The sequence below is a fragment of the Methanoculleus sp. UBA208 genome (assembly GCF_002498065.1).
Taxonomy (GTDB): domain Archaea; phylum Halobacteriota; class Methanomicrobia; order Methanomicrobiales; family Methanoculleaceae; genus Methanoculleus.
Window position 1 is genome coordinate 64,670 of record NZ_DAFZ01000040.1, and the last position, 26,418, is coordinate 91,087.

The window sequence follows — 26,418 nt, forward strand, 5'->3', positions numbered from 1 at the left end:
CCGTAATTTGATACGAGATCGTCCAATTCGTTATGAACGCTCGTAATCGCATTCAGAACCGTGTGAATCTTCAACCATGTGGGACTTTTGGGACGACTTCGACGGTCTGTGACGGCTGCTCGAACTCCTGGGTTTCGCGCAACCCGGGATACCCGGGGGTTGTGGAAAACGTTTCAACGGAGCCGAAAAAAAGGGATTTATTGGTTTAGAACCGGGGTTTTCTGTGCTTCGGGAGGCAGTCCTGGCAATACACGGGTCTGCCTTCGGTCGGCTTGAAGGGGACTTCGCACTCCTTTCCGCAGTCCGAACAAATAGTCTTTGTCATTTCACGGGGGCCGCCGAAGTTCCTCGGACCACCGAAATTTCTGTTTCCTCTGTTATAATCCATTGGATTGCTCATGCAGATAGAACACTGCCTGTAGAGTTGTGATTGGATAGTATATAACGTACTTCACCGGCCCGGGGAGGTGCGGTAAGGGAGGCCGAGGGCGTCCCGGTTTGCTCCCCGGGCCGGGGGCTCTGCAGGGTTATCGGGCATGGGATGGCGATCGAACGGCAGCATTTCCGTCGCGGACTTTTTCGGGTTTGGAATCCAACGGATGGAGAGATGAAGACCCAGATCGAAGAGGCCCAGGAGGGGTCCATCACCCCTCGGATGGAAGCGGTCGCAGCGGCCGAAGGGATCGAGGCCGAAGATCTCCGCTACTCCGTCGCCGTTGGCGAAGCCGTTATCATGACACGAGCAACATGCTCAATCGGCATCGGCCGCGGGTTGAGGACGAAGGTCAACGTCAACCTCGGGACCTCGACCTCCTGGGTTCATCCCGAAGAGGAGGTCGAAAAGGCCAGGATTGCCGGGCTGCACGGCGCGGACACTATTACCGACCTCTCCACCGGCGGCGATATCACAGCGTTCCGGCGTGCGATCTTTGCCGCCACCACTCTCCCGGTCACCACGGTGCCGGTCTACCAGGTCGCTGCCGAGATCGGCATCGATACTATGACCGCAGAGGATATCCTCGCCACCATCAGGCATCAGGCAGAGGAGGGGGTCTCCTCGTTCGTCCTCCACGCCGTCAGCAGGGAGATGATCGACGCCGCCTGGGACGGTGAGCGGATCATGGGGGTCGTCTCGAAGGGCGGATCGATCACCGCCGCCTACATGCTCGTTCACGACGCTGAGAATCCCTTCGTCGAGCACTTCGATGAGATCCTCGCCATCCTCAGGGAACACGACATCGTCCTCTCCCTCGGCAATGCGATGCGGAGCGGGTGCATCCACGATGAGATGGACGAGGCCCAGAAGGGAGAGATGCGCTGGAACGCGCGGCTTGCCGCCTACGCCCATGAACGCGGCGTCCAGACGATCATCGAGGGGCTCGGCGGCCATGTCAGAGCCGACCGGATCCCTGTTTACCTCCGGCGTTACCGGGAGCACTCCCGCGCGCCGCTGTTTGTCGCCGGCCCTCTCCCCACCGACATTGCTGTCGGGTATGACCACATCGCAGGGTGTGTCGGCGCAAGCATCGCAAGCGGCGCAGGCGCCGATTACCTCTGCTATCTCACACCGGCCGAGCACCTCGGCCTCCCGACCCCCGACCAGGTGCGGGAAGGGCTCATCGCTTTTAAGATCGCCGCTCATATCGGCGACTCGATCAAGTACGGCCCGGACGGCGAGGACCTCGCCCTCGCTCGTTCCCGCTCCCGCCTCGACTGGGATGGACAGATCGCCCATGCCATCGACCCGGAAACCGCAAGGGATCTCGCCCCCGAATCAGGGCCATGCACGATGTGCGGGGACTTCTGTGCGGTCGCCCTCATGAAGCGGCTCAGGGAGCAGAGGTGAGGGGGTATCTCCCTCTCCCGCACAGGCTCCCTCCGGAAGGAAAACACATGGTCGCGGGCGGTGCCGCCATCCTTGTTACCGGGGGTCTTCCACGCATCGTGGTCTTGTGGAAAAATACTGGAGATTGCAAAAATTTGTGCTCGCCACCGCGATCCCATTCGCTCCGGATCGGAACGCGGCGGTAATCGTAACGGGTTTCCCTCACCCCCACCGTGCCGTTGAGGGATCCCCAACGTTTATGGGACGGCAGGTGACTCTCTCGCCTGGTGAATGATGATGAATGGTTCCCGGCTGAAGTACAGGGTCGAAGTCCTCAGCGACGACGACGGCATCAAGCGCTACGGCCCGTTCAACGAGCAGAAAGCACGGGAGTTCTTCGAGGTCGAGGAGAGCCTCGGCGGGACCGCCCGGATCGCACGGCTGGAGGAGGGGATCCGGGAGACGTGGAAGGTCATCACCGAATGCGGGGACTGGGGCGACCACGAGGGAGGCCCTCCCGAAGCGAAGAGAGTGGAGGCACAACCGCGATAGGCGGCCCCTGACCGCCGAGATTTCGGGGGCGGTCCCCCGGTCCATCTCGCCGGACCGCTCGCCCGGTCGTGCGTTCTCCTCAAAGTAGTCGAGCAACCTTCCGGCGACCTGCCCGTCGGCTGCACCCGGTGAGCACAAAGCGCATATACTCCAACCCCGATAGCAGGGCGTGGACCTCATCCTGCAGGCATACGACGTGCTCCTCTGGGCCGGGCTCCTGAAGGGGCTCCAGCTGGCCCTCTGGCCTCGCCTCCGCCCGGCACTCGGGGACCATGCCTACCCGGCGGCCTATCCGGCCTCTCTCCTCCTCTTCGCCCTCACGACCTGGTACTGCGGCCTCCTCCGCATCCCGGTCGCCCTCGCCCTCCTCGTCTTTCTGGCCCTCGGGATCTGGGGCATCCGGCGGGGCGATTACCGTCTCCGGGAGATCCGGCCCCTCCTTTCATGGGATGCGGTCTTCCTGGCCGGGTTCCTCTTCGCCCTTTCCGTCCGGTTCGTAAACCCGCCTGTCGGCTACTTCAGCGAGCAGTACATGAACCACGCCTTCCTCGCGAGCGTCATCCGGGAACCCGTGGTGCCGCCGCTCGACCCCTGGTTTGCGGGCGGGCACCTCACCGTCTACTACTACCTCGGCCACTGGCTGATGGGCTGCCTTGCAATCGTCACCGCCGTCCCGTCGGAGGTGGTCTTCAACCTCATCCCGGCCACGGTCTACGGAACGGCGTTTGTTGCGCTCTATGCCCTCGGGCATCTCCTTCTTTCGCGGTGGCGGTGGGTACCGCTCGCAGCCCTCCTCCTTGTTCCCCCGTCGGTCCCCTGGTTCCTCGCTGCGGGCGCCGACCTCTATAACGCGTTGCAGGACACCAACTGGATCGTCACCGGCGCCCGGTTCGAGTTTCCGGCCTTCTCACTCTTCCTCGGGAACGTCCACGCCTTCGAGATGGCCGTGTTCAACCAGGCCTTCCTTCTCCTCCTCCTCGGGTTTGCATGGTGCCGGTGGGGCGGGCTCGATCTCCGGGCGCGTGGGGCCCTCGCCCTCCTCCTGGCCCTCTCCATCGGCTCGATGCCGCTCCTCTCCTCCTGGGACGCCCTCGTCTACGGCCCCATCGTCGCCGCCTTCCTCCTCGTGCTCATCCTCTCCGAGCGGGACCGCTCCACCCTCGCCGCTGCCATCGCGGTCCCTGCGATCGCTTTCCTCATCTATCTCCCCTACTACCTGCACCTCGAACCCGCGGGCATCGGCGGGATCGGGTGGGGGTTTCCGCCCACCGACCCGCCCGTCTTCGTCGCGGTCTGGGGAGGGTTCCTCGCAGTCATCTACGCCGCCGTCGCCCGGGATATCCGGCGGTTTCCCGTTCTCGCCGCTGTCGCCCTTCCGCCCCTCGCCGCCGGCTACGCCGCCCTCGGGATCGCGCTGGTGCCGCTCGCCTACCTCCTCCTGCGGAGGCGTCACGCGTTCCCGGACCTCCTCTGTATCGCCGGTCTTTCGGTGCTCGCCGTCTGCGAGATCTTCTACTTCCAGGAGATGCTCGGCGGGGACTACAGCCGGTTCAACACCATCTTCAAGTTCTACTTCGACGCCTGGATCCTTCTCGGCACGGGCTCCCTCCTCCTCGCCGGGAAGTGGCTTGCAGGACGGCGCCCGGTCCTCCCGGCGGCGGCACGGAAGGGTGCTGCCGTCGCCGCAGCCGCCGCCCTCATCGCCGCCCCGTTCGCCCTCGACGTCGATATCGGCCGGGGCCTTCTCGGGATAGACTACCCACCGGCGGGCTACCGTACCCTCGACGGGCTTGCCTACCTTGAGGCCACGCGGCCCGGGGAGGCCGCGGCGATCGATTATCTCAGGACGCTTCCGGGTGGCCACTGTATTGTGGAGGGGGAGAACGGGGACTACGGCTACTACTCACGGATCTCGTCGTTTTCCGGCATCCCGACGGTCCTCGGGCAGATCGGCCACGAGCTGACCTGGCGGGGGAACGGTGCCTGGTACACCGAGCGTCCGGCGGATATCCGGGCGATATACGAGGATCCCGGGAGCACCGTCGCGCTCATGGAGAAGTACAACGCGACCCTTCTCTACGTCGGCGAGCCCGAGCACGAGCGCTACGACGTCCGGCTGCCGGACAGCGGGCTTCGTCTCGTCTACGACGAAGGCGGGGTCCGGATCTACGAGCGGGGTTGATAACCTTTATCTGTCCCGCCCACGGGATGAGGCTCATGACACGAGCAGTCGCAGTCATGGCATCCGTTTTCATCATCTTCGCTCTGGCGGGCTTTGCCGGGGCGCAGGAGTTGCCGGCCGCCGGAAACCTGACGAACGCCGGGTCGGCGTACGCGGCGGAGTACCGGAACGGCACCTCCGTGACGAGGCTTGCCGGGGAGAACGAGACGCCCAACGTGAGCCTCGAGCCCGTGGCCGGGGGTTTCGTCGCGCCGCTGATGCTCACGGACGCCGGCGACGGCACGGGCAGGCTCTTCGTCGTCGACCAGGTCGGGACGGTCTCGGTCATCGACGGGAACGGCACCCTCCTTGAGGAGCCGTTCCTGGACGTCCGGGATCGCATGGTCGATCTCAACCCCGCGTTCGATGAGCGCGGCCTCCTCTCGATAGCTTTCCACCCCGCCTTCCGGGAGAACGGGCGGGTCTTTGCGTTCTACAGCGCCCCCTTACGGCCGGAGGGGCCCGAGGGCTGGGACTGCACGAACCGCGTATCCGAGTTCCGGCTCGATCCTGCAGGCCCGGACCGGGCGGACATGGCCTCCGAACGGGTCCTCCTGGAGATCGACAAACCGCAGTCCACCCATAACGGTGGGAGCATAGCGTTCAGCCCCCGCGACGGCTACCTCTACGTGCCGCTCGGCGACGGGGGTGGGGCAGGCGACAGCGGGACCGGCCACACCCCGGAGACCGGGAACGCCCAGGACCCGGCGAACATCTACGGCAGTGTGCTCCGGATCGACGTGGACGACATCTCTGCCGGAAACGTCCCGGAGAACGCCACCCGGGCGACAGGGGCGGGGGTCCTCTACGGAGTTCCGGCGGACAACCCGTTTGTTGCAAACGCGAGCATCCCGCCCGAGATCTACGCTTACGGGTTCCGGAACCCGGCGTTCATCTCGTGCGACGCCGAAGGCAACCTGTACGTGGCTGATGCCGGGCAGGATCTCTTCGAAGAGGTCTCGCTCGTCACAGGCGGCGGCAACTACGGCTGGCGCCTCAGGGAGGGAACCCACTGCTTCGACCTCCTGAATTTCCGCACACCTCCCGGGACCTGCGAGGCCGTCGGCCGCCGCGGGGAGCCCCTGATCGGGCCCATCATCGAGGGCGGCCGTGACCTGGGCCCCGTCATCATCGGCGGCAGGGTTTACAACGGCACGGCGCTCCCGGACCTTTCCGGGCACTACGTCTTCGGTTACTGGAACGGCAATTTCGCCGCCGCGGCACCCCCGCCGGGGTGGAACGCATCGGGCTTTCCCGGCTCCGCGGAGAACCTCACGCCCGAAGACGTCGCGATGTGGCGGCTGCAGAGGCTCAACGTGACACCCGCGGAAAGCACGGGTGCCTTCCTCCTCGGGTTCGGTGAAGATGAAGATTCGGAGATCTACGCGCTCACGACCGGTGTCGCCGGACCGGATCCGTCCACCGCGACCGGCAGGGTCTGGAAGATCGTCCCGGCGAATGCCACCGCGCCGTTGCAGACGTAACTTTCGAGGTGCAGAGGAGCCCGCGGCTCCGGCACCGGCCGGGGCAACCTTTATGCCTCCGGGCCCCCCGGTGGGCTCATGGCACGAATAACCGTAGTCATGGCATCCGTCGCGGGGGTGCGGGCGTGACCCCGGAGGTGGTCCGCGCCGCGGAGAGGGTGACGGTCGCGATCGCGGCCGAGAACTTTGCCTTCAGCACGGAGACGATAACGGTCCCCGGGGGTGCGGAGGTGACGGTGAACTTCGACAACCGGGACGCCGGGGTCCCGCACAACGTCGCGGTCTACACGGACTCCTCGGCGACCGCGGCAATCTTCATCGGCGAGATCGTCACCGGCCCAGGCCAGGTGACCTATACCTTCACGGCACCCGAAACCCCGGGGACCTACTTCTTCCGGTGCGATGTCCACCCCTCGATGAACGGCGACTTCGTCGTGGAGTAGAGAAGGGAGCGGCCGGGCAACCCCCTGGACGCATCCCCGGGCTTTGCTGTAACCCTCCCCCAGAGGACGAATCACCTCTGGATTATCCCTGCATTACCGACCTCTATTGGTAACCGGGCGTTATCGGAGGTTGTGGAAAGCATTTCAACAGGGCCCATCCCCGATGATGATAGCGGCGCTTTGGGAACGTCGGCACCAAGCGCGGAGTCCTCTTCGACACCGTCTGGATGGAGAAGGAGATCTAAAGAACGGCGCCCGCGATGATCGCCGCGGCGTAGACGAGCAGCGATGCGTGCATGAGCGGGAGCGCCCGCATCGCCGCGTCCGCGCTCTTCCCCCGGACGACGAGGTAGTTTGCAGCCCCGAGGAGGACGAGCCCCGCGACAAAGCCCGCGAGCGTGACGGGCCCGAGGATGAGACCAAAGACGAGCGCCATACCCGCGTGGACGGCCGAGAAGCCGAGAACCCAGGCGGCCGCGCCCTTCATGCCGTAAAGAACGGGGATCGTCGCCATCCCCCGGGCGCGGTCGTTTACGATATCGGCGATGTCGTTTGCCCCGAGGTGCGCGAGCGTCCAGGGGTAGAAGAAGAGGAAGAAGAGGAGAGCGGTCGCGTCCGGATTCCCGTACACCAGGTAGCCGGCGACGGGGAAGAGGGCGAAGTCCGTCCGCCCGATCACCTGGGCGAGCGGGATCTTCTGGTTGCGTTTTTTCGTCTGGTAGAAGTACTCGACCAGGTATGAGTAGCCCATGATGCCGAGGACGTAGAGGTTGTGCGGCGAAGGAAGGGTTGCGGCGAACACGGCCGCGAGGCCGGCGAGGATGATGAAGAGGGCGAATGCCGCCCTGGGGGAGATCCTCCCCGCCGGTATCGGCCGCTCGCCGAACGGCCGCCAGTAGCGGGTGAGCGAGCCGTTGACGTCCCTCCTGTCGTACTCCCGGTCGACGTAGTCGTTCAGGACGAACCCGGCCTCGAATCCGAGAAGGCCGATCAGCGCCGCCCGGCCGACGAGTTCCCACGAGAACCCGCCGTAGTTCGCGAACGCGAGCGAAAGTCCCGAGCAGAAGAGCAGGGGCCAGACGAAGAAGAAGTGGATGCGGGTCAGGTCGGCAAGCGCCGCGAGGGTCTTTCTCATGATGGTATATAGTGGATTCCACGTCCTGGTTCAAAAAGCGTTGCTGGTCCGGCGGCAGGGTTAAGTCCCAGCCGGTTCACCTCACGACCATGCAGGCCTACCGCTGCTCAATATGCGGGCATATCTACGATGAAAAGACCGGCGATACGGACGCTCCGCCGGGAACCTCGTTTGAAGCCCTCCCCGAAGACTGGCACTGCCCGGTCTGCCTCGCGGAGAAAGGCAGGTTCTCTCCGTTCGTATCGCCTCTCGCGAGGCTCGGGCTCTGAACTCTCCAGGGCGCTAGGCAGAAGCACAACCGGAGAGGACTGCATAAAAAGGTTGAGAGCGTAGAGTACCCTGCTATAGCCCCGAGGTTCGGGAATCGGGGCGGGCGGCGGGAGTTCTCAATGACCGATACCTTACTACCGGGCGTTGCTCTGGCAATCTATGCTCTGGTGAACGCCGCCTCATTCATTGCCTATTACCGCGACAAAAAGTTTGCAAAGAGGAGCGCAAAGAGAACGCCGGAGAAGACGCTCCTCGTCCTCGCCCTGTTCGGGCCGTTCGGGGCGTTTGCCGCGATGCGTGCCTTCCGGCACAAGACACAGAAGGCGAAGTTCCGGCTCGTCCCTGTCTTTCTCTGCCTGCACCTCGTGCTCGCCGCCGCGCTCGTTCTGGGTCTCGTGTAACCTCTCATCAACAGATGAGGGTTTACATGAGGACAAAGTTATAATCAATCCGTTATCCCACCATATCGTATGGCGTACGAGTACGGGGCGCTCTCCCGCCCGCTCGAGGAGGTCTTCGCGGCGCTGCAGGAGGGGCTCATGCGCGAGTACCGTCTGGAGTACCTCCCCGCTCACCGGCGTTCGGCCCGGCGATCGCGGCGGCTCCGGCGGATACGTGGGTGGTGCAGGGCGACCGGCCGCCTGGCGAAGCAGGCGGCTCTTGTGGCGGAGCGCACCCTTCCCCACATCGAGCAGGAGACCGGGCATGCCTTCCGCGGCCCGGACGGGCTTGCCCGGGTTCTGATGGCCCCTTCTACAAAGCAGCTCTTTTCGGAGATACTTGCCGGGTTCCCCGAAGACGCGCTCCCGATCCGTGCAGACGACCTGGCAATGCTCGGGAACTTCGCCGACGACTCCCACGCCCTTGCCCTCATCGGCGACGTCACCCTGCGGCTGAAGGTCCTCCCCGGCGAAGACGTCGGGGCGGCAGGCCTCGCCGCCCTCTGTGACCGGTGGGGTCTTCACGAGAGCCGGATCGGTTCCGGGTTCCGCTGCTCTCCGGACGGCGAGAAACTCGAGCAGGAGAAGGAGACCCTTGCCCGGGCGGTTCTCGGCCTCATCTACATCGAGGGGGGCACCGAAGCGCTCGGGCGTGCAGCGCCGCTCCTCGCGTGCGGCCGGGAGGGGTAGAAGGCCGGTCCCGGAAAAGTATACATACCCGCTCTTCCCATTCCACGACGGGAGACTCTTCCATGGACACCCGTGCCCTCCGCGAGTTCATCAGGCTCGGCCGGTTCCACTTCCTTCTTTCGGGCTTCATCCCGTTCACCGCCGGGGCGCTCCTCGCGTTCCTCCTCGGGGCACGGTTCACCCCGGCGCAGTTCGTCATCGGCTACGCGGCCATGGCGGCGGCGCACCTCTCCGTCCACTACAGCAACGACTACTTCGACGCCGACGCCGACCGGTTCGTTGAGACGACGCCGATATCCGGGGGTAGCGGTGTCCTCGCCGCCAACCCGAACCTGAAACCCGCCGCTTTTTGGGCGGCCGTCGCCCTGATGGCGGTCTCGGTCCTGATCGGGTATTTCTTCGTGACCGCCTACGCCTACCCGGCCGTCTTCCTCGTCTTCGGCATAGCGGGGAACCTCCTCGGCTGGTTCTACACGGCGCCCCCGCTCGCCTTCGCCTACCATAAACTCGGCGAGGTCACGAACATGATCACCTTCGGCCTCCTGATGCCGGGGGCGGGCTACTTCGTTGCGATGGGAACGCTTGATGCCGCCTTCTTTGCCTTCGCCGTTCCGATCTGCCTTTACGGGCTCGTCTTCATCACGAGCGTCGAGATGCCGGATATGGAAGGCGACATCGCCGGAGGGAAGCGGACTCTCGTCGTCCGGAAAGGCCGCATCTTCGCTTTCCGGCTCATCGCCCTCGCGGCGGGGCTGGCGACCGCGTCGCTCACCGTCTTCGCCCTCACCGGCTTCTTCGCTCCCGTGGACTTTTTGCCGGTGGCGCTCGTATCCCTCATCCCGCTCGGGATCGCTCTGTGGGGTTTCTCGCACCGGTGCGCCGGGCGGGCGGGCGCTCTTCCCTACGCCGTCGCGAATATCAAGGGCTACTTCGCCTTCCAGGGGCTTGCCGTCATCTATTTCGCCCTCGTGGCCGTTACGGGCTGACCGGGCCGCACCTCCACCGTCCGGTCGAAGGGGACTTCGAAGGTCGCGACACCGAAGTCGAGGACCCCCGAGCCGCTCACCCGGAGCGTGACCGCCCCGTCCGCGAGGCCCCGGAGGAACGCCTGCACGAGCCCCAGGTTATCGACGGTCACCGGAATGGTGACGGCGGTCTCGCCATTGGGCCGGACTGCAATCCCCTCCTGCTCGGCGTGTGCAAGGAAGACCCGTTGCCCGTCGTCGAAGAAGTAGACGTCGAACGAGACCAGGGCCAGGGTGGCGCCGACGGGATTGGGGTTATCGACGACCAGCCGGAGCGAGAGGTCGATGCTCCCCGGGGTGATGTTCTCGACCGCGACCCCGCTGAGGGTGATGGTCGGTTCCCGGAGCGCGGGAACCACGCAGCCGGCACTGCAGAGCAGGACGGCGATAAGGAGGGTGACGGCGGTGCGCCGCATCCCCCCTGCCGGGATAGAGGTCTGCCACGACATCCCGATCTCTCCCCTTATGAACCGTCCCCATACGAGAGCACCGGCGGGGCGGGCTCATACCTCCTGACGACGATGTTGTCGGCGTAGAAGTGGTGCGGATCGCCCGAACCCCACGCCGAAGACCCGATCAGGGCGAAGTCGTCAAAGACCGTATCGTTCGGCACCGGCGACCCGCCGGCAAACCGCATGGGCGCACTCCCCAGGTACTCGCCGTCCATCCAGGCGTGCCCGGTGGCGTTGTGCGTATCCAGGACGACCCTGACGTGGTACCAGGTATCGGTCTCGGCCCGGACATCGGCAGAAAAGTTCCGGTGATCACCGTCGTAGTGCTGCACGGAGCCGTTCCGGAGGTGGAGGGCATACAATCGGTTGGTCCCGTTCCAGGCCTGGATATAGCCCGAACCGCACCACTTCCCGAACTCGCTGACCTGGAAGTCCCCCTCGATGACGATCGATCCGTGTGAGATGTTCGCGAGGCAGACCCGGTTGTTGGCGAGGTGCCGCAGATCGGGCTCGGAGACGTTGATATCCCCGGCGTATGCACCGTCGCGGACGACCCTCGCCTGAACCCCGGCGCTCGAACCGCAGAACGACCACCGCGAGAGATCTCCCCTCTCGTAGTCCTCGAAGAAGAGGAAGACGGCGTCGGGGTCGCCTGCGTCCCGGGCCTCCGGGTTGCCGTAGAGCATCGTGACCGCCGTCGCGTTCGCCGGGAGGGCGAGCCAGACGCGGGCGTGGGAGCCGGCGCTCGCGTTCTCGATCCAGTAGGGGATGGCGGTCTCGTTCCCGTCCGTAAAGCGGATATCGGCGAAGTCCGGCCGCATCCCCGGGAGATGGGTGGCGTTGAAGGCGACCGCGAGACCGTCGACGCCGGAGGGGTTCTCGACCGAGACCGCCTGCCGGTGAGCGAACACCCCGGCGGTATCGCCCAACCAGTACCGCGGGGTCACGTCCGCGGGCGTAACGGGGACGGCGGCGTGCGGGATCTCTGCAGCCGCCCCGGCACCGGCGGCGAGGAGCAGCGCAACGATCCCTCCGACGAGAACGATCCAGGCGTTATCCATGGTGTCGCCCCCATGCAACCCGCCCCTATATCCATCTAGCGGCCCGCCGCACCCCAACGCTGATGCTCCGTGGGAGAGCACGGATTAGTGCCGTGAACGACACCATCGCGATCATCGGGGGAGGCCCCGCCGGGCTCTTCTGCGCCCTGCAGGCCGCTGGGGAGGGACGGAGCATCATCGTCTTCGAGAAGAAGCCCGCTCCGGGGCGAAAACTCCTGGTTGCCGGGTCGGGGCAGTGCAACATCACCCACGACGGCGAAATTGCCGGTTTTCTCTCGCACTACGGCGACCACGGGGCGTTTCTCCGGCCCGCCCTCATGAACTTCACGAACCGGGATCTCGTCGCCTTTTTCTCCGACCGGGGGCTCACGATGAAGGCCGAGCCCGGGGGTAAGGTCTTCCCGGAGACACGGAGGTCCGCCGATGTCCTCGCCGTCCTCCTCGCGGAGTGCGCCGCCCGCGGAGTGGAGATCCGGTGCAGTGAGGCCGTCAGGGCAGTTGAGCGCGACGCCGACGGATTCCTCGTCCGGACCGAGAAGGCGGCCGTCCGGGCCGGTGTCCTCGTCATCGCCACCGGCGGGGCCTCCTACCCCGCCACCGGCTCGACCGGGGACGGCTACGCCTTCGCCCGGGCCCTCGGCCAGCCGACAACAGAGGTTGCCCCGGCGCTCACTCCGGTCTACGTCGCGGACTACCCGTTCGCCGACCTTGCCGGGATCTCCTTTCAGAACCTCACCCTGGCCGTCTACCGGGACGGGAAGCGGGTCGGCCGGCACACCGGTGACCTCCTGTTGACGCACACCGGGCTCTCGGGCCCGGGCATACTCGATCTCTCCCGCTCCATCCTCCCGGGAGACGTCCTCCGGGTCACGTTCCTGCCGGAGACGAACATGGAGGCGGTGCGAAACCGCCTCACCGAAGCGGTCGCGGCGGGCGGGACCCGGCAGGTCAAGACCGTCCTCTGCGATCTCGTCCTTCCCGAACGGTTCGTCCGGCGGCTGCTCGATTGTACCGGGGTCCCGCCGGGAGAGACCTGCGCCCGGCTCACGAAGAAGGCCCGGAACGCGCTCGCCGGATCCCTCGCGGAGTTCCCGTTCAGGGTGGCCCGCCTCGGCGGGTTCGACGAAGCGATGGTGACGAGGGGCGGCGTCGCCCTCGAGGGGATCGACAAAAAGACGATGGCGTCCAGGATCGTTCCAGGCCTCTACTGCATCGGCGAGGTGCTCGATATCGACGGCGATACCGGGGGCTACAACCTCCAGGCCGCGTTCTCCACCGCAGCCCTCGCCGCCCGGCATATCGCCGGCCTTCACACACTCCGGTGACCCGCCAATCCCCGGAACTCTTTTTGCGCCGGTTCCTCTTCTCGATCACATGTGGAGCTCCATCTCCCTTTGGATGCGCCCCCGGATTCCCTTTCTCGATAATACCCCGAAAAATCATATATTCGAGACGCACGCGTCTCCCATCAAAATAGAAGCTCTAATATAGCAACACGTGCATTAAAATATATTGAGTCGGTAACGTGGTTTGGAGCATTCTTAACGCGATTCTTCTCCTCTCAGTTCTCATCCCCCAGGGGCACCTGATCTACGACGGCGGAGGGGCCGATCCCGGGCTCAGCACTGCCCGGGAGGTCTCGGTAGGCGAGATCGGCCTCCTTTCCGCATCTCCCGACGCCCTCCGGGAATCTTCCCGCGACGCACTCCTCGACCGGGTGGGCCGGACGACGTTTGCCTGCGTCGACGGCTCCCCCCGCCTCTTCCCGGTGGGCCTCAACGCGACCCTTGCTTATGGGGTAGGGGACTGCACCGATCTTGCGCTCCTTCGTGCGGAGGTCCTTCGCCGGAACGGGATCGCCGCCCGGCCGGTCCACGGCATCATGGTCTGGGATGCGGAGACGTTCCGTACCGATGCCCTCCACGTGGAGGTCTTCGGGAAGGGCGTTGCCGTCCACGACTGGGTCGAACTCGGTGACGGCCGGACGATGGGCGCCTACGAAGGAGATCCCGGGGTCCGATGCGTCAAGACCGGGGACGGGGTCTGTTTCCAGCCGGTCTTCGAGGTTCTGGGCTACCTCTGAACGTTGTCTGGCCCCGTGTAGGAATGTTCAATACCAGCCGCGTCAAACGAGGCGGTATGAGCTTACTCACAGGGCTCCTCGCTCTGATCCTGGTGGTCATCATCGCGGTCGTCCTCTACAAGGTCGTGAAAAGCGTGACCGGCCTCATCATCAACGCCGTCGTGGGCGTGATCCTGCTCTGGCTCATCAATCTCCTCAACCTGATGAGCCTGTTCGGCCGGCCCGACATCCCGATCAACATCATCACCGTCCTGATCTGCGCGATCGGCGGGATCTTCGGCGTCCTCATTACGGTGGTCCTCCACCTCCTCGGAATACCGCTGACGCTCTGAGGAGGACCTACACGGCCGGAGCGGCAACCCCCGCGATCGTCCGGGCAAACTCGTCGATCGCCGGGCCGAACCGCCCGGCGTCGACCTCGCTCTCCAGCGTCGCAACCGACGAGACGAACCGCATCCCTTTTGCTTCGAGGTTCTTTTTCACGATCGCGACGACGTTCTCCGCCCCGGAACCCCCCATCTCCACGAGCACCGAGAAGGGTTTTCCCGCGGCGTTCGTGACCTCCGAGAGGTACTCGTTGATGTAGGGCGGGACCTTCTGCATCCAGACGGGGGTTGCGACGACCAGGAAGTCGACGTCTGAGAGATCCGTCTGCACCGGGCGTATCGCCGCCCGCATCCCGAGCACCGCCATCATGCCCTTCCGAAACATCCCCACCTCGGATACCGGTTCGATCGTTGCAAGTCTGCCGCCGATGCGTTTCGCGAGCGCCGTCGCCACCTTCTCCGTATGCCCCTGCCAGGAGTAGTACGCAATGAGGATCATCACCATCACTCCGGGCGGTCATACACCCTCCTCACATATAGAAACAGCGGGGTGCGGAACCCTCATATTCTTCGCGCCCATATTCTCAGGGCATGCAGGAGTACGGCCCCGATATCGTCGGCGAGGTCCGGTTCGCCCGCCAGGACGGCGGCTACTACGTACAGCTCTACGACCGGGACGGAAATCCCGTCGGAAAGACCGGGCTCTGGAGGACCGAGGCGAAGGCGAAAGAGGCGGCCCGGCGGCTCGTGGAAAAGATGGGCGGGGAGTAGAACCCCTCACCGGGTCTCCGGGTGCGCCTCCGCGTAGCGGACGAGGCCGGCGATGCACCGGTTGTGCGGCGTTGCGATGCCGTGGCGTTCCCCGAGGGCCGCGATATGCCCGTTGAGAAGGTCGATCTCCGTCCGGCGGCCCTGCCGGAGGTCGTAGTACATGGATGGGTAGACCGCGGCGAAGTCGGGCACCTGCACCGAAAAGAGGTGGGCGAGGTAGTCGTCGGCGGTCGCCCAGGGGAGCCGCACCCCTTCGGCACCGGCGACGGCGAAGGTCTCGCGGACGAGGCCGTCGACGATCTCCCGGATCCCGGCGTCGGCGGCGACCCCGACCGGCGAGCGGAGGAGGGCGCAGATCGGGTTCACCGCGATGTTCAGGAGGGCTTTCGCCCATTTTCCGGAGCGGATATCGTTGTCGGCCTCGACCGGGATGCCGGCGGACCGGACGATGCCGATCAGGCGGTCGAGTGCCGCACCGCCGCCGTTGCCGGACCAGACCCCGAGGTGCATCGGGGCGCTCTCGCTCAAGACCCGGACGTGTCCCGGGCCCATGACCGAGAAGTTCGTCGTCACGGTCCCGCCGATGACGGTGTCGGTGTAGCGGGCGATGACCTCCTCGTTCCCGATGCCGTTCTGGAGGCTTGCCGTCGGCCGGCCCCGGATCACCGCGGCGTACTCCTCGCAGATCGCCCGGGTGTCGGTGCCCTTCGCGGTGATGATGACGAAGTCAATCGCAGGCGGGACCTCCTGCGACCCGGAGACACAGGCAATCCCATCGATGGTACCGTTCCCCCAGGCCCCTTCCATCACGAGGCCGCGCTCCTGGACTGCACCGGCATGCACCGGGCGGCAGGCTGCATAAACCGTCGCGACGCTCTCCAGCTTTCCGGCGAGCGAGAGGCCGACCGCCCCTGCGCCGAGGATCAGGATGACCGGACGTTGTAGTGCTTTCATCTGCTCGTAGCCCCTGTTGGGGCTGGAAGGTGATAACGATGTGCCATCACGGTGGAAGTTGCAAACCCGGGGCCCGGAGCGCCCGTGCTCCCGGTAGCGAACGTTTTTCGTCCCGGGTGCCGAGAACCGTACCTGATGAAGCACGTCACGAAGGCCGACGGCAGCCTGCAGCCGTTCGACCGGGGGAAGGTGCGGCGGACGCTCCGGAATATGGGCATCGGTGCGGAGGATGCTGACCGGATCGCCGGGGAGATCGAGGGGTCGGTGCCGGACGGGGTGAAGACCAAAGCGGTCCTCCGGATGATCCGCACCCGGGCAAAGGCCGTTCGCCCCGCCGTGGCGCACCGGACCAACCTCCGCAGAGCGCTTGGCCTTCTGCGCTCCAAACCGGATTTCGAGGAGTTCGTGCGGGTCCTCCTCCGGGAACACGGCTACCGGGTGGAGACCGGGTGCATCCTCGCCGGGCGGTGCGGGGAGCACGAGGTGGACGCCATCGCGCAAAAAGACGGCACCACCGTCTTTGTCGAGGTGAAGCACCACGCGAGCCACCACCGGGTGACCGGCCTCGACGAAGGGCGGATCGCAAGGGCAATCGTCGAGGACCTCCAGGAGGGGTTCCGGTCCGGGCGGTGCACCGTCTCGATCGACGGAGCCCTGATCGTCTGCAACACCAAACTATCGGAGCATGCGAAGCGCTACGCGGCCTGCCGGGGGATCGGGCATATCGGGTGGGACTACCCGGAGGAGCAGAACCTCCGGGCGATGATCGAGAAGACGCAATCCTATCCGGTTACGATCGTTACCGGGGTGGGCAGGTCTGTCTCGGCCAGACTGGCTGCTGCCGGGGTCGTCACGGCAAAGCAGGTCGCCTACGGCGACGCCGCGGCCATTGCCCGGGACGCTGCCATCCCCCTCAAGGAGGTGCTGCTGATCGCTAACCGGGCGCGTGCCATCCTTGAGGCGTGAGATCAGGCGATCGCCTGGAACTGCTCCTCGGTCGGGTTGATGAGGACTATCTCGGGCCGGCAGTTGAACCGGAGGTCCACTCCCGCAAAACTCGCGCTGCAGACCCCGCGGGAGATGTAGGTCGGCGTCCCGTTCGTCTCGAACATACCTGCAAGCTCGACGACCCCGAAATCGTTTAACTGCGCAACGACCGGGAAGAGGAACTGGCCGCCGTGGGTGTGGCCCGCGAGGATGAGGTCGGCGTCCCAGTCTGCCCGGCAGGAAGGTTCGTGGACGAGGTAGACGGTGAATGGGTCCGTCGCCGGCACGTCGGGCGGGTCCGCCATCCCGGCCCACCCGTCGTCGACGCCGACGATGACGATCTCTTCATCCCCGACGGGAACCCGGGCATAGTCGTTCCTGAGGACATGGACGCCGTTCTCCTCCAGCGCCGCGGTGAGATCGTCGGCGAACGCGGTATCGGCGGAACCGTCGTTCAAGGCGGAGACGTCGTAGCCGTCGGCGGTGTCCACGGCCGACGCCGAGGTGGCAAGCGTCCTCTCGATGCCTGTCGGGCCGTCGATCCCCACCCGGTAGTCGTGGTTCCCGAGCACGGCGTAGGCCGGTGCGTCGAGTGACCGCCACACCGCCTGCGAGGCGAAGTCTTCTTCCCTGCCGGTGACGAAGTCGCCGCCTATCAGGACGAGCGAGGGGTTTAAGCGGTTGACCTCGCGGATCACCTCCCGGACGTGGTCGATGTTGGACGCCCTGATATGGGGGTCGGTGATATAGACGACGCCTTCGGGCGCCCCGTCGATCGTAAGGACGGTCACCTCGACGGCCCGTGCCTCCCAGGCCATGTAGCCGGTCATGGAAGGAAGCAGGAGAAGCATGAATAATGCCATATGTCGTGCGCTGGGGGCCTTCAGGATCACTGCATTTTATTCGATCTTTAAAATATAAATATGATCCGCAGGATCGATGCCGGGCGAGTCAGCGGCTGCGAGCCATATCGACCGGATCGGCCACGATCTCGGCTGGCTCCGTTCCGGAGGACGGGTCGGCGAAGAACCGGATAAAGCGATGCACCTCGCCCCTCGCGAGGGCGGTAGCGGCGATTACGGCGACGATAGTCCCCCCGACGAGGTCAACGATGAGGTCCATCATGGTGTCGGCGTTCCCGTGCTGGAGGCCCGTATCGAAGGCCTGGTCGACCACAAACTCGTAGATCTCCCATACCGCCCCCGCCGCGAGTGTCGAAACCAGGATGAAGACGACGATCGCCTCCCTCGTCAGCCGGACGTCCCCCTGGTGCTCGGCGAGGACCGCGAGGAAGAAGGCGATGACTGCAACAGTGATCGAGGAGACGAGGTGGGTCAGTTTGTCGTAGTAGGGCGCGAAGAGGATGTAATACTCCCCGACATGGCCCATGACGTGGAGGTAGAGGGAGACCGCGACGAGGAGGTTGACCTCCCAGGGCAGGCAGAGGCGTATGTTCCTCGTCATGAGGGACGGTGCCATCGTCAGGAGGAAGGCGACGCCTGCCGAGAGCCCGAGGAAGAACTCGCCTGCCGTGATGCTGGAGGCTGCGCTCAGGAGGATGAGTCCCTGGATGAAGTAGGTGAGGTAGATCCCGCGGGACGGGTCCGGGCATGCCATAAGTACGTTGAGTAGGTAGTCCCGGCAACATACATAACCGTCCCGGTGACGATCTCCGGGACAGTACTTCGCGGCATCGCGTGAGACTGCACCGTTATCCGGATACCGTTCACGCGAAGAACGAGGTCCGTGCAGGTTCTGGCGGCTCCTCTTCGCATTTTCGCGCAAGACCATGTGTCCCTGGAGCCGGGTGATCGTCCGGGCCACCGGGACGGGGCCGCCGCCCGCTCCGGTCGCCATCAAGCCTCCGGGAGAATATTTGATAAGCTAGCAGTTGTATAAATTGGACACACAAAAGGCCAACTACGCTGGAACATGGGGTTGATGAACTGACGGATCCTGCAAAGCGCAAACCCGAGTCCAAAGGAGAGGAAGCGGGGGAGGAGATTATCCGCGTACGCCTGCCGAACAAGAAGAACCGGGAGATGTTCGCAAGCGCCGAACTGATGCTGGGCGCAAACCATATCAAAATCCGCTGCTTCGACGGGGTGACGCGCACCGGGCGGATCAAGGGTAAGATCAAGAAGAAGGTCTGGATACGGGAAGGGGACGTTCTGGTCGTCGTGCCCTGGAGTTTCCAGGACGAGAAGTGCGACATCGTCTACCGCTACACGAGACCCCAGGTGGAGTGGCTCCGGAAGAACCGGTATCTCTGATACTCTTTTTACAACGCATCTCTCATACGGCAGAAGCAGTGCGAAGAGCGGGCGGGCATCCTCTTCTGCGTGGGTGCCGGATTCAAAAAAGATTAGATGTCGTAGATTTTGATCCTGTACTCTTTTATGACGAGTTTGTTTACCCCCAGCAGGGTATGGGTACCGCTCGGGCCGATGCCGGTCAGGTAGTTGTCCCACGCCACGGTAAGGTCGTTGTCGCCATCCGGTGTATACGTCACCGTGACGTCGTTGGGAGAGGTGTAGACCTGTGTGTCGACGTTCTCCAGGCTCATCCTCACCGCCCCCATCCCTGATTTCGCCATCAGGTCGTCGGTGCTGATGTTCATGATGTATATGACGAACGTTCCCGTGGGCCCGTCATAGAACCACCGGGGCTCGGCAAGCATCGCCGAACCCGCCGACCCTTCCTGGCACGTCATCACCGCTCCGTTCTCAAGGGTGATCACCTCGGTGCTGCGGTCGGAGCGGTAGATCAGGGCGCCAAGTGAGTAGTCCTGCTGAAGCGAGGGGGTGCCGTTCGTGACGTTGATAAAGCCCCCGTAATCGCCGGAGTTGATCACCTCGAGCGTTCCCCCGCTCACCTGGAGCGACGTCTCCTTGTAGGGCACGTTCTTGTAGCAGAGGCTCTTCATGTCGTTCTGGATGACGATCATCGCCCGCTCCATGTTCTTCACGTCGGTGTTGCTCTGCTCCTTGAGGAGCACCGGGTAGCCGTAGAGCGTGACCAGGCCGATGCCGCTGATGACGATCCCGAGGATCAGGACAAACCCGACCGCCTCGGAGACCGCCTTCTCATTTATCTTCATGAAGATTCGCCTCTCCTAAAACCCTTTTGAGTCATACTGGATCATGTTCCATCCCGCGCCGGTGGTGTTGCCGGAAACACCCTTCGTTGCCCCGATACCGGCGATGGCGACCCGGCTCTGGATGTTCCCGCCCTGCACCAGGATCGCCTGGCTCGCTCCCGTCATCCCCACGTCGACGAAGTAGCCCTTTCCGGCCACGTCGTCGGGGATATCGAACTTCGTGGCGATCGTCCCGTTGCCGGGCGCGATCACGTAAAGATCCACAATCCGGGTGCTCACCCCGTTCCCGATATCCACGAAGGCGTGGTAGCGGAGCGTGTCCGCCGGCCCCTCCATGAATACGGCGTTGACGGTGAACATCATGACGACCATCAGCAGGAGCAGCACGCCGCTGACGATGACATACTCCATCAGCCTGGTTACGCCCTCCTCGTTCACCGGTTCAGTAATACACGGTCTCATCGTACTCCGTCACCCCGTTGTAGTAGTGGATGGTCACCGGGCGGAGCATGCGCCCGGAGATGTCCTGTGGATCGCCCACCGTGAAGCCGACGACGGCATTCTTCCGCGCAAGTGATATCTCGATTATGTCTTTGCGAATCGCGTCGCCGTCGAAGTTCATGGTGCCAAATCGGTCAATGTAGTCGAAGATCTCCGACCGCAGGTCCCGGATGTCGTTCTTCGGGAACTCGAGCACCCCTTCGGCGGTCGTCTGCCCGACGAGCGCCGACTGGTTGATGATCAGCGCGAGGAAGAACAGCGCCAGGGCGGTCAGAAGGCCCATCAGCACGATCCACTGGCCGTCTTCGTTCATGCACGCCATAACAGCACCTCCACGAGGACGGCTTGTGTTCTTGATCCATCATAGGTTCCTGGATTGATCCTGTAATCCAGCTGCACCCACCGTGTCACCCGCACGGCGGATTCCCTTCCCGTCCAGGTGTTGTCGGGTTCAACGAACAGATGCTCTTTAATCACATTCGAACTTGCCTCCCGATAGGTGACGTTTGCGCTCATGTGCAGGTCATCAGTATCACTAGCCGTCATGTTGCAGTAGTCCAGGAACATGCCCTCAAAATCGGCACTATCACCTGCGCTGATGAATCTCTCCAGATCACTCTCCGTCCCCTCCCTATCCGGCGTATCCATCATCGCAAGCACGTCGCTCCCGAGCTGCTCGAGCTGCATGTCCGGGATATGGGTATCCCCCGGGGTGTAGACGCTCGTCGTGCTGATGACGATGTACGCGGTGAGGAGCATGATGACCCCGGCCGCGACGCCCTCCATCGTGTAGAGCTGTCCTCCATCGTTCACCATATCGCCACCTCCAGGACGCCGGTCGAGAGAGCGGGGATGGTGACGTTTGCCGGGTTGTAGTCGTAGTGGTGGATGCCGGTGATGTTGGTCCGCGAGGGGGTGTCCCCGAAATTAAACCGGATATCCAGAATGCTGTTCTGGTCCAGGGTGAAGACTGAGGTGGCCGCCGGTTTCAGCACGAGAGAGATGTTGTTGAAGACCTTTTCGTCCGGCCTGAGCGAGTGCAGGGTCGGAGTACCATCAATATGCAGGGTGTAGAGGTTCGAATCTACCGTGCCGTACGAGAACGGAATCTTGGTAAACTGCGGGATCGGCCTCGTCGGATCCATCTTCCAGAACGTCACGGTCCGGAGTGTGGCATTATCGACCAATGGATCGGTCCTGTTCAGGTACGCGCCGAAGTCCGTAATCGTCACGTTCACCGGCTCGGTCCTCGGGTCGATCCGGTAGGCCGCCCCGATGGTCGGGTCGAGCAACTTGCTGAAGTTGAGCCGGACGATGAACTCCTGGTCCGAGGAGGGTGCCGTGTACTGCGGCGCGAAACTATCATTGATCACTGCGATCCCCGGCTCCTTGATCTTCACCACCCGGCGGATGTAACCGTAGCCGCCGAGAGGGAGGGGGTCGCCGGTCTGCTCGAGATCGCTACCGCTCTTAAGCGAGATATTATAGGAGTAGGGGATGTCGCCGAAGATCGCCTTGCCGCGATAGTCTTCCTCGGTGAAGAACGTATCGTTGAAGAAGGCATCAACCTTCGTCGAGAGGAGGATGTTCGGGGTCTCCTTCGAGACCGCGAGCCCCATTCGCTCGATCTCGTCCTTATAGGCCCCGGTCTTCATCTCCCATGGCGGGTACACCGGCCAGCCGGGATCCTCCACCAGGATCACCCCTGTCCGGTAGGCGACCGCGTCGTAGTCGATGCCGCTGCTCTCGAGACCCGCAAGCAGCCCCGGCACCATGCTCACCACCATGATCAGGGCGAGCATGAAGATCGTGAACCCCGCAAGGAAGTCAAGCGACATCGCGGCGTCGTCGGTAACCGGCCTTATGCGACCACCTCCCCGGTATCCGCCCGGAACGCGAGGCTCTCCATCCCGGCATCCGAACGAACGGTGACGGTGTAGATCTCCTCGGCGAGCGCGATATCGACCGTATCCGCATCGAGCGCCGCCATCACCGGCCGGAGCACCCCTTCCTGCATCGCGAGGAGTTCCTCAGGGGAGAGGATCTCGGTCATATTCACCTCCTCGTCGGGCAGGGGGGCACGGAGCGAGATCTCCCTCCAGCCCATGGCACCGAACGTGAGCCAGCGCACTTCCTCGCCGTCCGCAAGACCGAGCGCCCAGGATGCGGCCCGGCCGTCAGAGTCCACGCCGGCCCCGAGCACCTGGTGCACCGATGTGCTGGTGACGTTCAGGCCGCCTTCGGCCCCGAGCAGATCCAGCTCCGCGAGAGCCTCGGTGAGGGTGCAGGCTTCCGACGGTTCCGGCTGGTCGATGGGGGTTATGCCGCCGCCCGTGGCGGTTCCGCCGTCCGATGGCGGTGAAGACGCACCGAGACAACCGCACGTCGTGCAGAGGATACAGATTACGGCAAGCAGGGCCAGAACGCCCCCGGGAACTCTCATGTAAAGCAGGTATTATACACGAAGCCATATAAATAACCACCTCTCTTGTATCTTCAAAGATCTGCCGTTATAATAGGATATTGGAAATGTGCAGGCCACATGCGGCAAAAATATTTCATCTGGTGTCCGGGCTCGCCGGACAGGGCGGTTCCGCCCTTATATGCCGGAGGGCGGGCCCGCGAGTTCCGGCCCGCTATCGTAACATTTATCCGTATGTTCGTAACAATCTCTCATGCAAGGAAAGCATATGTGTAACACCACGCCCCCCGGTACGCCGGGAGAAGCACACGACCGGTTCGCCGAAGCGGCCGCCTTCCACGGTCACGTCTGCCCCGGCCTCGCGACGGGCTACCGGGCGGCAGAGATCGCCCTCTCACGGCTTTGCTCCGGCCGGTCGGAGGACGAGGAACTCGTCACCATCGCCGAGACCGACGCCTGCGGCGTCGACGCCATCCAGGTTCTCACCGGCTGCACCGCCGGAAAGGGAAACCTCCTCTTCAAGGACCACGGCAAGCACGCATTCACGTTCATCAACCGAAGAACCGGGGCGGCGGTCCGCGTGGCGGCAAACCCGTCGTTCGACGTCGACTCGCTCGACCCCGATCTCGCGCCGCTCCGGGCGCGGGTGATGCAGGGACAGGCAACCGATGCGGAGCAGGCCGAGTTCCACGAGCGGGCGAACCGCATCGTCGAGGCTATCCTGGAGGCGCCCGCCGAGGACCTCTTCATCATCCGGGAGGTCGATATCGAGATCCCGGAGCGGGCCCGGATCTTTTCGTCGGTTCCATGCGCAAAGTGCGGCGAAATGACCGCCGAATCCCGCGTCAGGGTCGAGGACGGGAAGTTCGTCTGCTACGCCTGCTCGGAAGAGTACTCCCGGCGCGGTTGAGGGCAGCCTCCCCTCACCGCACTATTTTTGCTATCGGGATCTCGAGAATATCTTCAGCACCCGCGGCTTTGAGCGGCGGAATGAGGCCGTTTACGAGTCCTTTCTGCACCACCGTCTGGATGCTGAAGTAGTCTATGCCGTGCAGCCTGCCGACGGTGGGCTTCTTCATCGCGGGGAGGACCTCGATGACGCGGTCGAGTGCGCTCGAGGGCACGTTCATCGTCAGGAGCACCTGGTGACGCGCCTCGATCACCCCGAGGAGGAGGGTTATAATCTCCTCGATCTCGCGGCGCTTCTCCGGATCGTGGAGGGATTCGCGATTCGCGAGGAGGGCGGTGTGCGACTCCATGATCTGCCCGACGATCTTGAGCCCGTTCTTCTTGAGCGTGCTCCCCGTCTCGGTGAGGTCGACGACGACGTCCATGAGGTCGGGAACCTTCGCCTCCGAGGCACCGTAGGAGGGAAAGAGCCTGACCGGGACCCCGAGGTCCGCAAAGAACCGCTCCGTAATCCGGGGGTACTCGGTCGTCACCCGGCTGCCCGGGCGGATGGCGGTGACGTTCTCGATCGGTTCGTCGCGGTGGACCGCGACCACGATCTTCACGTTCCCGTCGCCGGTTTTGCTGTAAGAGAGGTTTGCAACCTCCACGACGTCGGCACCGCTCTCCTGCACCCAGTCGAGCCCCGATATCCCGAGGTCGAAGTAGCCCATCTGGACGTAGAGCGGGATCTCCTGCGGCCGGAGGATCTTCACCTTCCCGACCCTCGGATCGTTGATCCGGGGGTTGTAGTCGCGGTCTGTCCGCCTGACCTCGAGGTCCGCCTCCTTGAAGAGCTGGAGCGTCTGCGCTTCAAGGCTCCCCTTGGGGAGAGCAATCGTGATCATAAGAGGTGATCGGGCAGAAAAAGAATTAAAGGTGGTGATCCGGATTTTTAGTCGATGGTGTGGATGACGAGCCCCGAGAGGAGTTTCGGCTCGAACCAGGTGGACTTCGGGGGCATGACCCCGTCCGCATCGGCGATCGCGAGCACCGTCTCGATCGGCACCGGCTGCATCGCTACCGCGAAGGCGTATTTGCCGGCGTCCACGAGTTGTTCGAGTCCGCTGAGGGGTTGTGCCCCGCCCATGTAGTGGAGCCGGGGATCGCCCCGGGGATCGGAGATCCCGAGCATCCCTTCAAGGACGTCTTTCTGGAGGACCGAGACGTCGAGCGACCCGATCAGGTCGGCCGGGTCTGCGACCGGCCGGGAGACCTCGTACCAGGTCCCCTCCAGGTAGAAATGCATGACGTGTACCGGCCCATCCCGGGCCGCGAGCGGCTGGATCTGGTAACCGGCCGCGTCGACCTTCCCGTAGGGGCGGACGGTCCAGCCCGCCGTTAAGAGCGCATCGATGAGCCCCGGAAGGGTGTAGCCGCCGAGGTCGGTGACAAGCCTGCTGTAGCCGTGGATGCGGACGCGGTCGTGGGCGAAGAGGACCGCCATGAACTTCCCGGCCTCTTCGGTGAACCTGCCCTCGCTTCGCCGTCGCTCCGCCACGTTCACCGCCGATTTGGCCCGGTGGTGCCCGTCCGCGATGTAGGTCTCCGGCACCGCTGCAAAAAGGCTCTCGAGGCGGGCGAGAACCGTCTCGTCGGCGATCCGGTAGACCTCGTGGAGCACGCCCGATGTGGCCGTGGTGCTCCCGTCGGGCTTCGTCTCATTGACGAGTGAGCGGACGTAGGAAAAGATCTCGCCCGGGTCCCGGTAGAGCAGGAAGACAAGCCCGGTATTCGCGCCGACCGCGTCGATGTGCCGGGTCCGGTCCTCCTCCTTGTCGTACCGGGTGAGTTCATGCCGCCGGATTCGCCTGTTCTCGTAGTCCTCTGTTCCCACGCAGCAGACCAGCCCGATGAATTCCTCGCCGTCCTGGACCGCCCGGTAGACGTACATTCCGGCCTGGGGGTCCCGTTGCATCAGGCCGTCCGCAAGCATGCCGTCGAAGACCTCCCGCGACCGCCGGTAAACCCGGTCGTCGTTCGGGGCGATGTCGGGAAGTTCGGCGTCCGGCCGGCTGACCCGCAGGAAACTCAGGGGGTTCTTCTCGATGCACTCCCGGGCCTCTTCCGCCGTCACCACGTCGTAGGGCACGGAGGGAATTTTTTCGGAGTACCGCCACCCCGGACGGACCGCCGCGAAACGATAGATCTGAACCATAGATACCGCCACTCGTATGTGCCTACTATTTTGTCTCCTGACACTATATTAGGTAAAGCACTCCACGAGGGAGAGGCCGGTAACCATGATGCCGCTTCAACTCACCATTCGCCGGGCACAGCCCGCAGACGTTCCACAGATAGTCGCCATCGAGAGGTCGGCTTTCGAAGACCCCTGGGACGAGAGGGCGCTCCAGGAATCGCTCGCCTACTACCCGGAGACGTTCTTCGTGGCAAAAAACGGCGGAGATCTGGCCGGCTTCGTCGCAGGGGGCATTGAGGATACCGGGGAGGAGGTTTACGGGCATATCATGAACCTCGCGGTCGCCCCCGCTTATCGGCGCAGGGGAATCGGGAAGCACCTCGTTCGCCGCCTGGAGCAGGAGTATGCTATTTTGGGTGCGAGTGCCGTCCAGCTCGAGGTCAGGGTCAGCAACACCGGGGCACAGGAGTTCTACCGCCGTCTCGGCTACCAGGAGGTCTTCCAGGTCGCCTGCTACTACGCGAACGAGGAGGATGCCCTCATTATGATGAAGTGGTTCAGGTTTTAGGACGCGATGGTTCGTAGAAC

General features: G+C 64.1%; 33 protein-coding genes. 17 read left to right on the forward strand and 16 right to left on the reverse strand.

The genetic code is table 11. The annotated features are described in order from the left end of the window. Positions 1–205: 205 nt before the first annotated feature. On the reverse strand, positions 206–400 hold the full coding sequence (locus tag BRA62_RS03775) for a CxxC-x17-CxxC domain-containing protein (protein WP_054847721.1): 195 nt from the start codon (positions 398–400) through the stop codon (positions 206–208). A 207-nt stretch (positions 401–607) separates the two neighbouring features. On the opposite strand from BRA62_RS03775, the gene thiC reads away from it, so the two are divergent. The 5 genes from thiC to BRA62_RS03800 all read left to right on the forward strand — a co-directional run bounded on the left by thiC (position 608) and on the right by BRA62_RS03800 (position 6,525). After that, positions 608–1,846, forward strand: a complete 1,239-nt coding sequence (gene thiC, locus BRA62_RS03780) for a phosphomethylpyrimidine synthase ThiC (RefSeq protein WP_292364950.1) — start codon at positions 608–610, stop codon at positions 1,844–1,846. Between the two features lie 270 nt (positions 1,847–2,116). Next, positions 2,117–2,377 carry a hypothetical protein gene (locus BRA62_RS03785; protein ID WP_292364951.1) on the forward strand — a complete coding sequence of 87 codons (261 nt, stop codon included), beginning with the start codon at positions 2,117–2,119 and terminating at the stop codon, positions 2,375–2,377. Between the two features lie 169 nt (positions 2,378–2,546). Further along, a complete protein-coding gene (locus tag BRA62_RS03790) occupies positions 2,547–4,559 on the forward strand; it encodes a DUF2298 domain-containing protein (protein ID WP_292364952.1) in 2,013 nt (670 codons plus the stop codon). A gap of 35 nt (positions 4,560–4,594) precedes the next feature. Then, positions 4,595–6,082: a PQQ-dependent sugar dehydrogenase gene (locus BRA62_RS03795; RefSeq protein ID WP_292364954.1), complete on the forward strand. Its 1,488-nt coding sequence runs from the start codon at positions 4,595–4,597 to the stop codon at positions 6,080–6,082. 125 nt (positions 6,083–6,207) lie between these two features. After that, complete coding sequence (locus BRA62_RS03800) at positions 6,208–6,525, forward strand: cupredoxin domain-containing protein (RefSeq protein WP_292364956.1); 318 nt, start codon at positions 6,208–6,210, stop codon at positions 6,523–6,525. A 241-nt stretch (positions 6,526–6,766) separates the two neighbouring features. Here BRA62_RS03800 and BRA62_RS03805 read toward each other — a convergent pair whose 3' ends face one another. Further along, a complete protein-coding gene (locus BRA62_RS03805; RefSeq protein ID WP_292364958.1) occupies positions 6,767–7,660 on the reverse strand; it encodes a prenyltransferase in 894 nt (297 codons plus the stop codon). An 11-nt stretch (positions 7,661–7,671) separates the two neighbouring features. On the opposite strand from BRA62_RS03805, the gene BRA62_RS03810 reads away from it, so the two are divergent. The 4 genes from BRA62_RS03810 to BRA62_RS03825 all read left to right on the forward strand — a co-directional run bounded on the left by BRA62_RS03810 (position 7,672) and on the right by BRA62_RS03825 (position 10,046). Further along, positions 7,672–7,929, forward strand: a complete 258-nt coding sequence (locus BRA62_RS03810; protein WP_331518801.1) for a rubredoxin — start codon at positions 7,672–7,674, stop codon at positions 7,927–7,929. A 120-nt stretch (positions 7,930–8,049) separates the two neighbouring features. Next, positions 8,050–8,331 (forward strand): DUF1294 domain-containing protein, encoded by a 282-nt coding sequence (locus BRA62_RS03815; protein WP_292364959.1) that lies wholly within the window; start codon positions 8,050–8,052, stop codon positions 8,329–8,331. A gap of 69 nt (positions 8,332–8,400) precedes the next feature. Next, the gene (locus BRA62_RS03820) at positions 8,401–9,060 is read left to right on the forward strand and encodes a hypothetical protein (RefSeq protein WP_292364960.1); all 660 of its coding nucleotides are present in this window, start codon (positions 8,401–8,403) and stop codon (positions 9,058–9,060) included. A 62-nt stretch (positions 9,061–9,122) separates the two neighbouring features. After that, positions 9,123–10,046: a prenyltransferase gene (locus BRA62_RS03825; protein WP_292364961.1), complete on the forward strand. Its 924-nt coding sequence runs from the start codon at positions 9,123–9,125 to the stop codon at positions 10,044–10,046. Here the strand turns inward: BRA62_RS03825 and BRA62_RS03830 are convergent. Next, a complete protein-coding gene (locus BRA62_RS03830; protein ID WP_292364962.1) occupies positions 10,016–10,534 on the reverse strand; it encodes an LEA type 2 family protein in 519 nt (172 codons plus the stop codon). The genes BRA62_RS03825 and BRA62_RS03830 overlap by 31 nt on opposite strands. A gap of 14 nt (positions 10,535–10,548) precedes the next feature. After that, a complete protein-coding gene (locus tag BRA62_RS03835) occupies positions 10,549–11,598 on the reverse strand; it encodes a DUF2341 domain-containing protein (protein ID WP_292364964.1) in 1,050 nt (349 codons plus the stop codon). Between the two features lie 92 nt (positions 11,599–11,690). Here BRA62_RS03835 and BRA62_RS03840 point away from each other — a divergent pair, with 92 nt between their 5' ends. The 3 genes from BRA62_RS03840 to BRA62_RS03850 all read left to right on the forward strand — a co-directional run bounded on the left by BRA62_RS03840 (position 11,691) and on the right by BRA62_RS03850 (position 14,013). Further along, positions 11,691–12,923: an NAD(P)/FAD-dependent oxidoreductase gene (locus BRA62_RS03840; protein WP_292364965.1), complete on the forward strand. Its 1,233-nt coding sequence runs from the start codon at positions 11,691–11,693 to the stop codon at positions 12,921–12,923. A 200-nt stretch (positions 12,924–13,123) separates the two neighbouring features. After that, positions 13,124–13,681, forward strand: a complete 558-nt coding sequence (locus BRA62_RS03845) for a transglutaminase-like domain-containing protein (RefSeq protein ID WP_292364966.1) — start codon at positions 13,124–13,126, stop codon at positions 13,679–13,681. A 56-nt stretch (positions 13,682–13,737) separates the two neighbouring features. Beyond that, entirely contained in the window at positions 13,738–14,013 is a 276-nt protein-coding gene (locus BRA62_RS03850) for a pro-sigmaK processing inhibitor BofA family protein (RefSeq protein WP_292364968.1), read from the forward strand. Positions 14,014–14,020: 7 nt separating this feature from the next. Here the strand turns inward: BRA62_RS03850 and BRA62_RS03855 are convergent, their stop codons facing one another. Further along, the gene (locus BRA62_RS03855) at positions 14,021–14,506 is read right to left on the reverse strand and encodes a flavodoxin family protein (protein WP_292364969.1); all 486 of its coding nucleotides are present in this window, start codon (positions 14,504–14,506) and stop codon (positions 14,021–14,023) included. A gap of 92 nt (positions 14,507–14,598) precedes the next feature. Here BRA62_RS03855 and BRA62_RS03860 point away from each other — a divergent pair, with 92 nt between their 5' ends. Next, the gene (locus BRA62_RS03860; protein WP_292364970.1) at positions 14,599–14,778 is read left to right on the forward strand and encodes a hypothetical protein; all 180 of its coding nucleotides are present in this window, start codon (positions 14,599–14,601) and stop codon (positions 14,776–14,778) included. A gap of 6 nt (positions 14,779–14,784) precedes the next feature. Here the strand turns inward: BRA62_RS03860 and BRA62_RS03865 are convergent, their stop codons facing one another. Continuing rightward, positions 14,785–15,732, reverse strand: a complete 948-nt coding sequence (locus BRA62_RS03865; protein WP_292364971.1) for a ketopantoate reductase family protein — start codon at positions 15,730–15,732, stop codon at positions 14,785–14,787. A 135-nt stretch (positions 15,733–15,867) separates the two neighbouring features. On the opposite strand from BRA62_RS03865, the gene BRA62_RS03870 reads away from it, so the two are divergent. Beyond that, positions 15,868–16,698: a restriction endonuclease gene (locus tag BRA62_RS03870; protein ID WP_292364972.1), complete on the forward strand. Its 831-nt coding sequence runs from the start codon at positions 15,868–15,870 to the stop codon at positions 16,696–16,698. Positions 16,699–16,700: 2 nt separating this feature from the next. Here BRA62_RS03870 and BRA62_RS03875 read toward each other — a convergent pair whose 3' ends face one another. Further along, positions 16,701–17,582, reverse strand: coding sequence for a metallophosphoesterase (locus BRA62_RS03875; RefSeq protein WP_292364973.1), 882 nt, complete (start codon positions 17,580–17,582; stop codon positions 16,701–16,703). Positions 17,583–17,670: 88 nt separating this feature from the next. Continuing rightward, positions 17,671–18,336 carry a hypothetical protein gene (locus tag BRA62_RS03880; RefSeq protein WP_292364975.1) on the reverse strand — a complete coding sequence of 222 codons (666 nt, stop codon included), beginning with the start codon at positions 18,334–18,336 and terminating at the stop codon, positions 17,671–17,673. A gap of 329 nt (positions 18,337–18,665) precedes the next feature. Here BRA62_RS03880 and eif1A point away from each other — a divergent pair, with 329 nt between their 5' ends. Next, complete coding sequence (eif1A, locus tag BRA62_RS03885) at positions 18,666–18,992, forward strand: translation initiation factor eIF-1A (RefSeq protein ID WP_292364994.1); 327 nt, start codon at positions 18,666–18,668, stop codon at positions 18,990–18,992. A 92-nt stretch (positions 18,993–19,084) separates the two neighbouring features. Here eif1A and BRA62_RS03890 read toward each other — a convergent pair whose 3' ends face one another. Genes BRA62_RS03890 through BRA62_RS03915 form a run of 6 tightly spaced genes read right to left on the reverse strand, consistent with a single transcriptional unit; the run spans position 19,085 to position 22,763 of the window. Further along, positions 19,085–19,819, reverse strand: a complete 735-nt coding sequence (locus BRA62_RS03890; RefSeq protein WP_292364976.1) for a DUF7289 family protein — start codon at positions 19,817–19,819, stop codon at positions 19,085–19,087. A gap of 15 nt (positions 19,820–19,834) precedes the next feature. Then, complete coding sequence (locus tag BRA62_RS03895) at positions 19,835–20,281, reverse strand: hypothetical protein (RefSeq protein ID WP_292364977.1); 447 nt, start codon at positions 20,279–20,281, stop codon at positions 19,835–19,837. After that, positions 20,262–20,642 carry a hypothetical protein gene (locus tag BRA62_RS03900; protein WP_292364978.1) on the reverse strand — a complete coding sequence of 127 codons (381 nt, stop codon included), beginning with the start codon at positions 20,640–20,642 and terminating at the stop codon, positions 20,262–20,264. Before BRA62_RS03900 ends, BRA62_RS03895 begins: the two co-directional genes overlap by 20 nt. After that, the gene (locus BRA62_RS03905) at positions 20,630–21,136 is read right to left on the reverse strand and encodes a DUF7288 family protein (protein WP_292364980.1); all 507 of its coding nucleotides are present in this window, start codon (positions 21,134–21,136) and stop codon (positions 20,630–20,632) included. The genes BRA62_RS03900 and BRA62_RS03905 overlap by 13 nt, the downstream gene beginning before the upstream one ends. After that, a complete protein-coding gene (locus tag BRA62_RS03910; protein WP_292364982.1) occupies positions 21,130–22,158 on the reverse strand; it encodes a hypothetical protein in 1,029 nt (342 codons plus the stop codon). The genes BRA62_RS03905 and BRA62_RS03910 overlap by 7 nt, the downstream gene beginning before the upstream one ends. A 23-nt stretch (positions 22,159–22,181) precedes the next feature. Then, positions 22,182–22,763: a hypothetical protein gene (locus BRA62_RS03915; RefSeq protein WP_292364983.1), complete on the reverse strand. Its 582-nt coding sequence runs from the start codon at positions 22,761–22,763 to the stop codon at positions 22,182–22,184. A gap of 247 nt (positions 22,764–23,010) precedes the next feature. On the opposite strand from BRA62_RS03915, the gene BRA62_RS03920 reads away from it, so the two are divergent. After that, complete coding sequence (locus BRA62_RS03920) at positions 23,011–23,652, forward strand: FmdE family protein (RefSeq protein ID WP_292364985.1); 642 nt, start codon at positions 23,011–23,013, stop codon at positions 23,650–23,652. Positions 23,653–23,665: 13 nt separating this feature from the next. On the opposite strand, the gene hisG is transcribed toward BRA62_RS03920, so the two are convergent. After that, complete coding sequence (gene hisG / locus BRA62_RS03925) at positions 23,666–24,538, reverse strand: ATP phosphoribosyltransferase (protein WP_292364986.1); 873 nt, start codon at positions 24,536–24,538, stop codon at positions 23,666–23,668. A gap of 47 nt (positions 24,539–24,585) precedes the next feature. Then, the gene (locus tag BRA62_RS03930) at positions 24,586–25,848 is read right to left on the reverse strand and encodes a DUF1015 domain-containing protein (protein ID WP_292364987.1); all 1,263 of its coding nucleotides are present in this window, start codon (positions 25,846–25,848) and stop codon (positions 24,586–24,588) included. An 85-nt stretch (positions 25,849–25,933) separates the two neighbouring features. Between BRA62_RS03930 and rimI the strand changes: the two genes are divergently transcribed. Continuing rightward, positions 25,934–26,398 carry a ribosomal protein S18-alanine N-acetyltransferase gene (gene rimI / locus BRA62_RS03935; RefSeq protein WP_331518814.1) on the forward strand — a complete coding sequence of 155 codons (465 nt, stop codon included), beginning with the start codon at positions 25,934–25,936 and terminating at the stop codon, positions 26,396–26,398. Positions 26,399–26,418 lie beyond the last annotated feature (20 nt).

Bases quoted from the DNA above. Each gene is read 5' to 3' on its own strand.
- thiC (WP_292364950.1), top strand. From the start codon at position 608: ATGAAGACCCAGATCGAAGAGGCCCAGGAGGGGTCCATCACCCCTCGG.
- BRA62_RS03805 (WP_292364958.1), bottom strand. From the start codon at position 7,660: ATGAGAAAGACCCTCGCGGCGCTTGCCGACCTGACCCGCATCCACTTC.
- BRA62_RS03835 (WP_292364964.1), bottom strand. From the start codon at position 11,598: ATGGATAACGCCTGGATCGTTCTCGTCGGAGGGATCGTTGCGCTGCTC.
- BRA62_RS03850 (WP_292364968.1), top strand. From the start codon at position 13,738: ATGAGCTTACTCACAGGGCTCCTCGCTCTGATCCTGGTGGTCATCATC.
- hisG (WP_292364986.1), bottom strand. From the start codon at position 24,538: ATGATCACGATTGCTCTCCCCAAGGGGAGCCTTGAAGCGCAGACGCTC.
- BRA62_RS03860 (WP_292364970.1), top strand. From the start codon at position 14,599: ATGCAGGAGTACGGCCCCGATATCGTCGGCGAGGTCCGGTTCGCCCGC.
- BRA62_RS03890 (WP_292364976.1), bottom strand. From the start codon at position 19,819: ATGAAGATAAATGAGAAGGCGGTCTCCGAGGCGGTCGGGTTTGTCCTG.
- BRA62_RS03920 (WP_292364985.1), top strand. From the start codon at position 23,011: ATGTGTAACACCACGCCCCCCGGTACGCCGGGAGAAGCACACGACCGG.
- BRA62_RS03875 (WP_292364973.1), bottom strand. From the start codon at position 17,582: ATGGCATTATTCATGCTTCTCCTGCTTCCTTCCATGACCGGCTACATG.
- BRA62_RS03795 (WP_292364954.1), top strand. From the start codon at position 4,595: ATGACACGAGCAGTCGCAGTCATGGCATCCGTTTTCATCATCTTCGCT.
- BRA62_RS03865 (WP_292364971.1), bottom strand. From the start codon at position 15,732: ATGAAAGCACTACAACGTCCGGTCATCCTGATCCTCGGCGCAGGGGCG.
- BRA62_RS03785 (WP_292364951.1), top strand. From the start codon at position 2,117: ATGATGATGAATGGTTCCCGGCTGAAGTACAGGGTCGAAGTCCTCAGC.
- BRA62_RS03775 (WP_054847721.1), bottom strand. From the start codon at position 400: ATGAGCAATCCAATGGATTATAACAGAGGAAACAGAAATTTCGGTGGT.
- BRA62_RS03855 (WP_292364969.1), bottom strand. From the start codon at position 14,506: ATGATCCTCATTGCGTACTACTCCTGGCAGGGGCATACGGAGAAGGTG.
- BRA62_RS03895 (WP_292364977.1), bottom strand. From the start codon at position 20,281: ATGAGACCGTGTATTACTGAACCGGTGAACGAGGAGGGCGTAACCAGG.
- BRA62_RS03870 (WP_292364972.1), top strand. From the start codon at position 15,868: ATGAAGCACGTCACGAAGGCCGACGGCAGCCTGCAGCCGTTCGACCGG.
- BRA62_RS03825 (WP_292364961.1), top strand. From the start codon at position 9,123: ATGGACACCCGTGCCCTCCGCGAGTTCATCAGGCTCGGCCGGTTCCAC.
- rimI (WP_331518814.1), top strand. From the start codon at position 25,934: ATGATGCCGCTTCAACTCACCATTCGCCGGGCACAGCCCGCAGACGTT.
- BRA62_RS03880 (WP_292364975.1), bottom strand. From the start codon at position 18,336: ATGGCATGCCCGGACCCGTCCCGCGGGATCTACCTCACCTACTTCATC.
- BRA62_RS03930 (WP_292364987.1), bottom strand. From the start codon at position 25,848: ATGGTTCAGATCTATCGTTTCGCGGCGGTCCGTCCGGGGTGGCGGTAC.
- BRA62_RS03820 (WP_292364960.1), top strand. From the start codon at position 8,401: ATGGCGTACGAGTACGGGGCGCTCTCCCGCCCGCTCGAGGAGGTCTTC.
- BRA62_RS03905 (WP_292364980.1), bottom strand. From the start codon at position 21,136: ATGGTGAACGATGGAGGACAGCTCTACACGATGGAGGGCGTCGCGGCC.
- BRA62_RS03915 (WP_292364983.1), bottom strand. From the start codon at position 22,763: ATGAGAGTTCCCGGGGGCGTTCTGGCCCTGCTTGCCGTAATCTGTATC.
- BRA62_RS03830 (WP_292364962.1), bottom strand. From the start codon at position 10,534: ATGTCGTGGCAGACCTCTATCCCGGCAGGGGGGATGCGGCGCACCGCC.
- BRA62_RS03900 (WP_292364978.1), bottom strand. From the start codon at position 20,642: ATGGCGTGCATGAACGAAGACGGCCAGTGGATCGTGCTGATGGGCCTT.
- BRA62_RS03910 (WP_292364982.1), bottom strand. From the start codon at position 22,158: ATGTCGCTTGACTTCCTTGCGGGGTTCACGATCTTCATGCTCGCCCTG.
- BRA62_RS03815 (WP_292364959.1), top strand. From the start codon at position 8,050: ATGACCGATACCTTACTACCGGGCGTTGCTCTGGCAATCTATGCTCTG.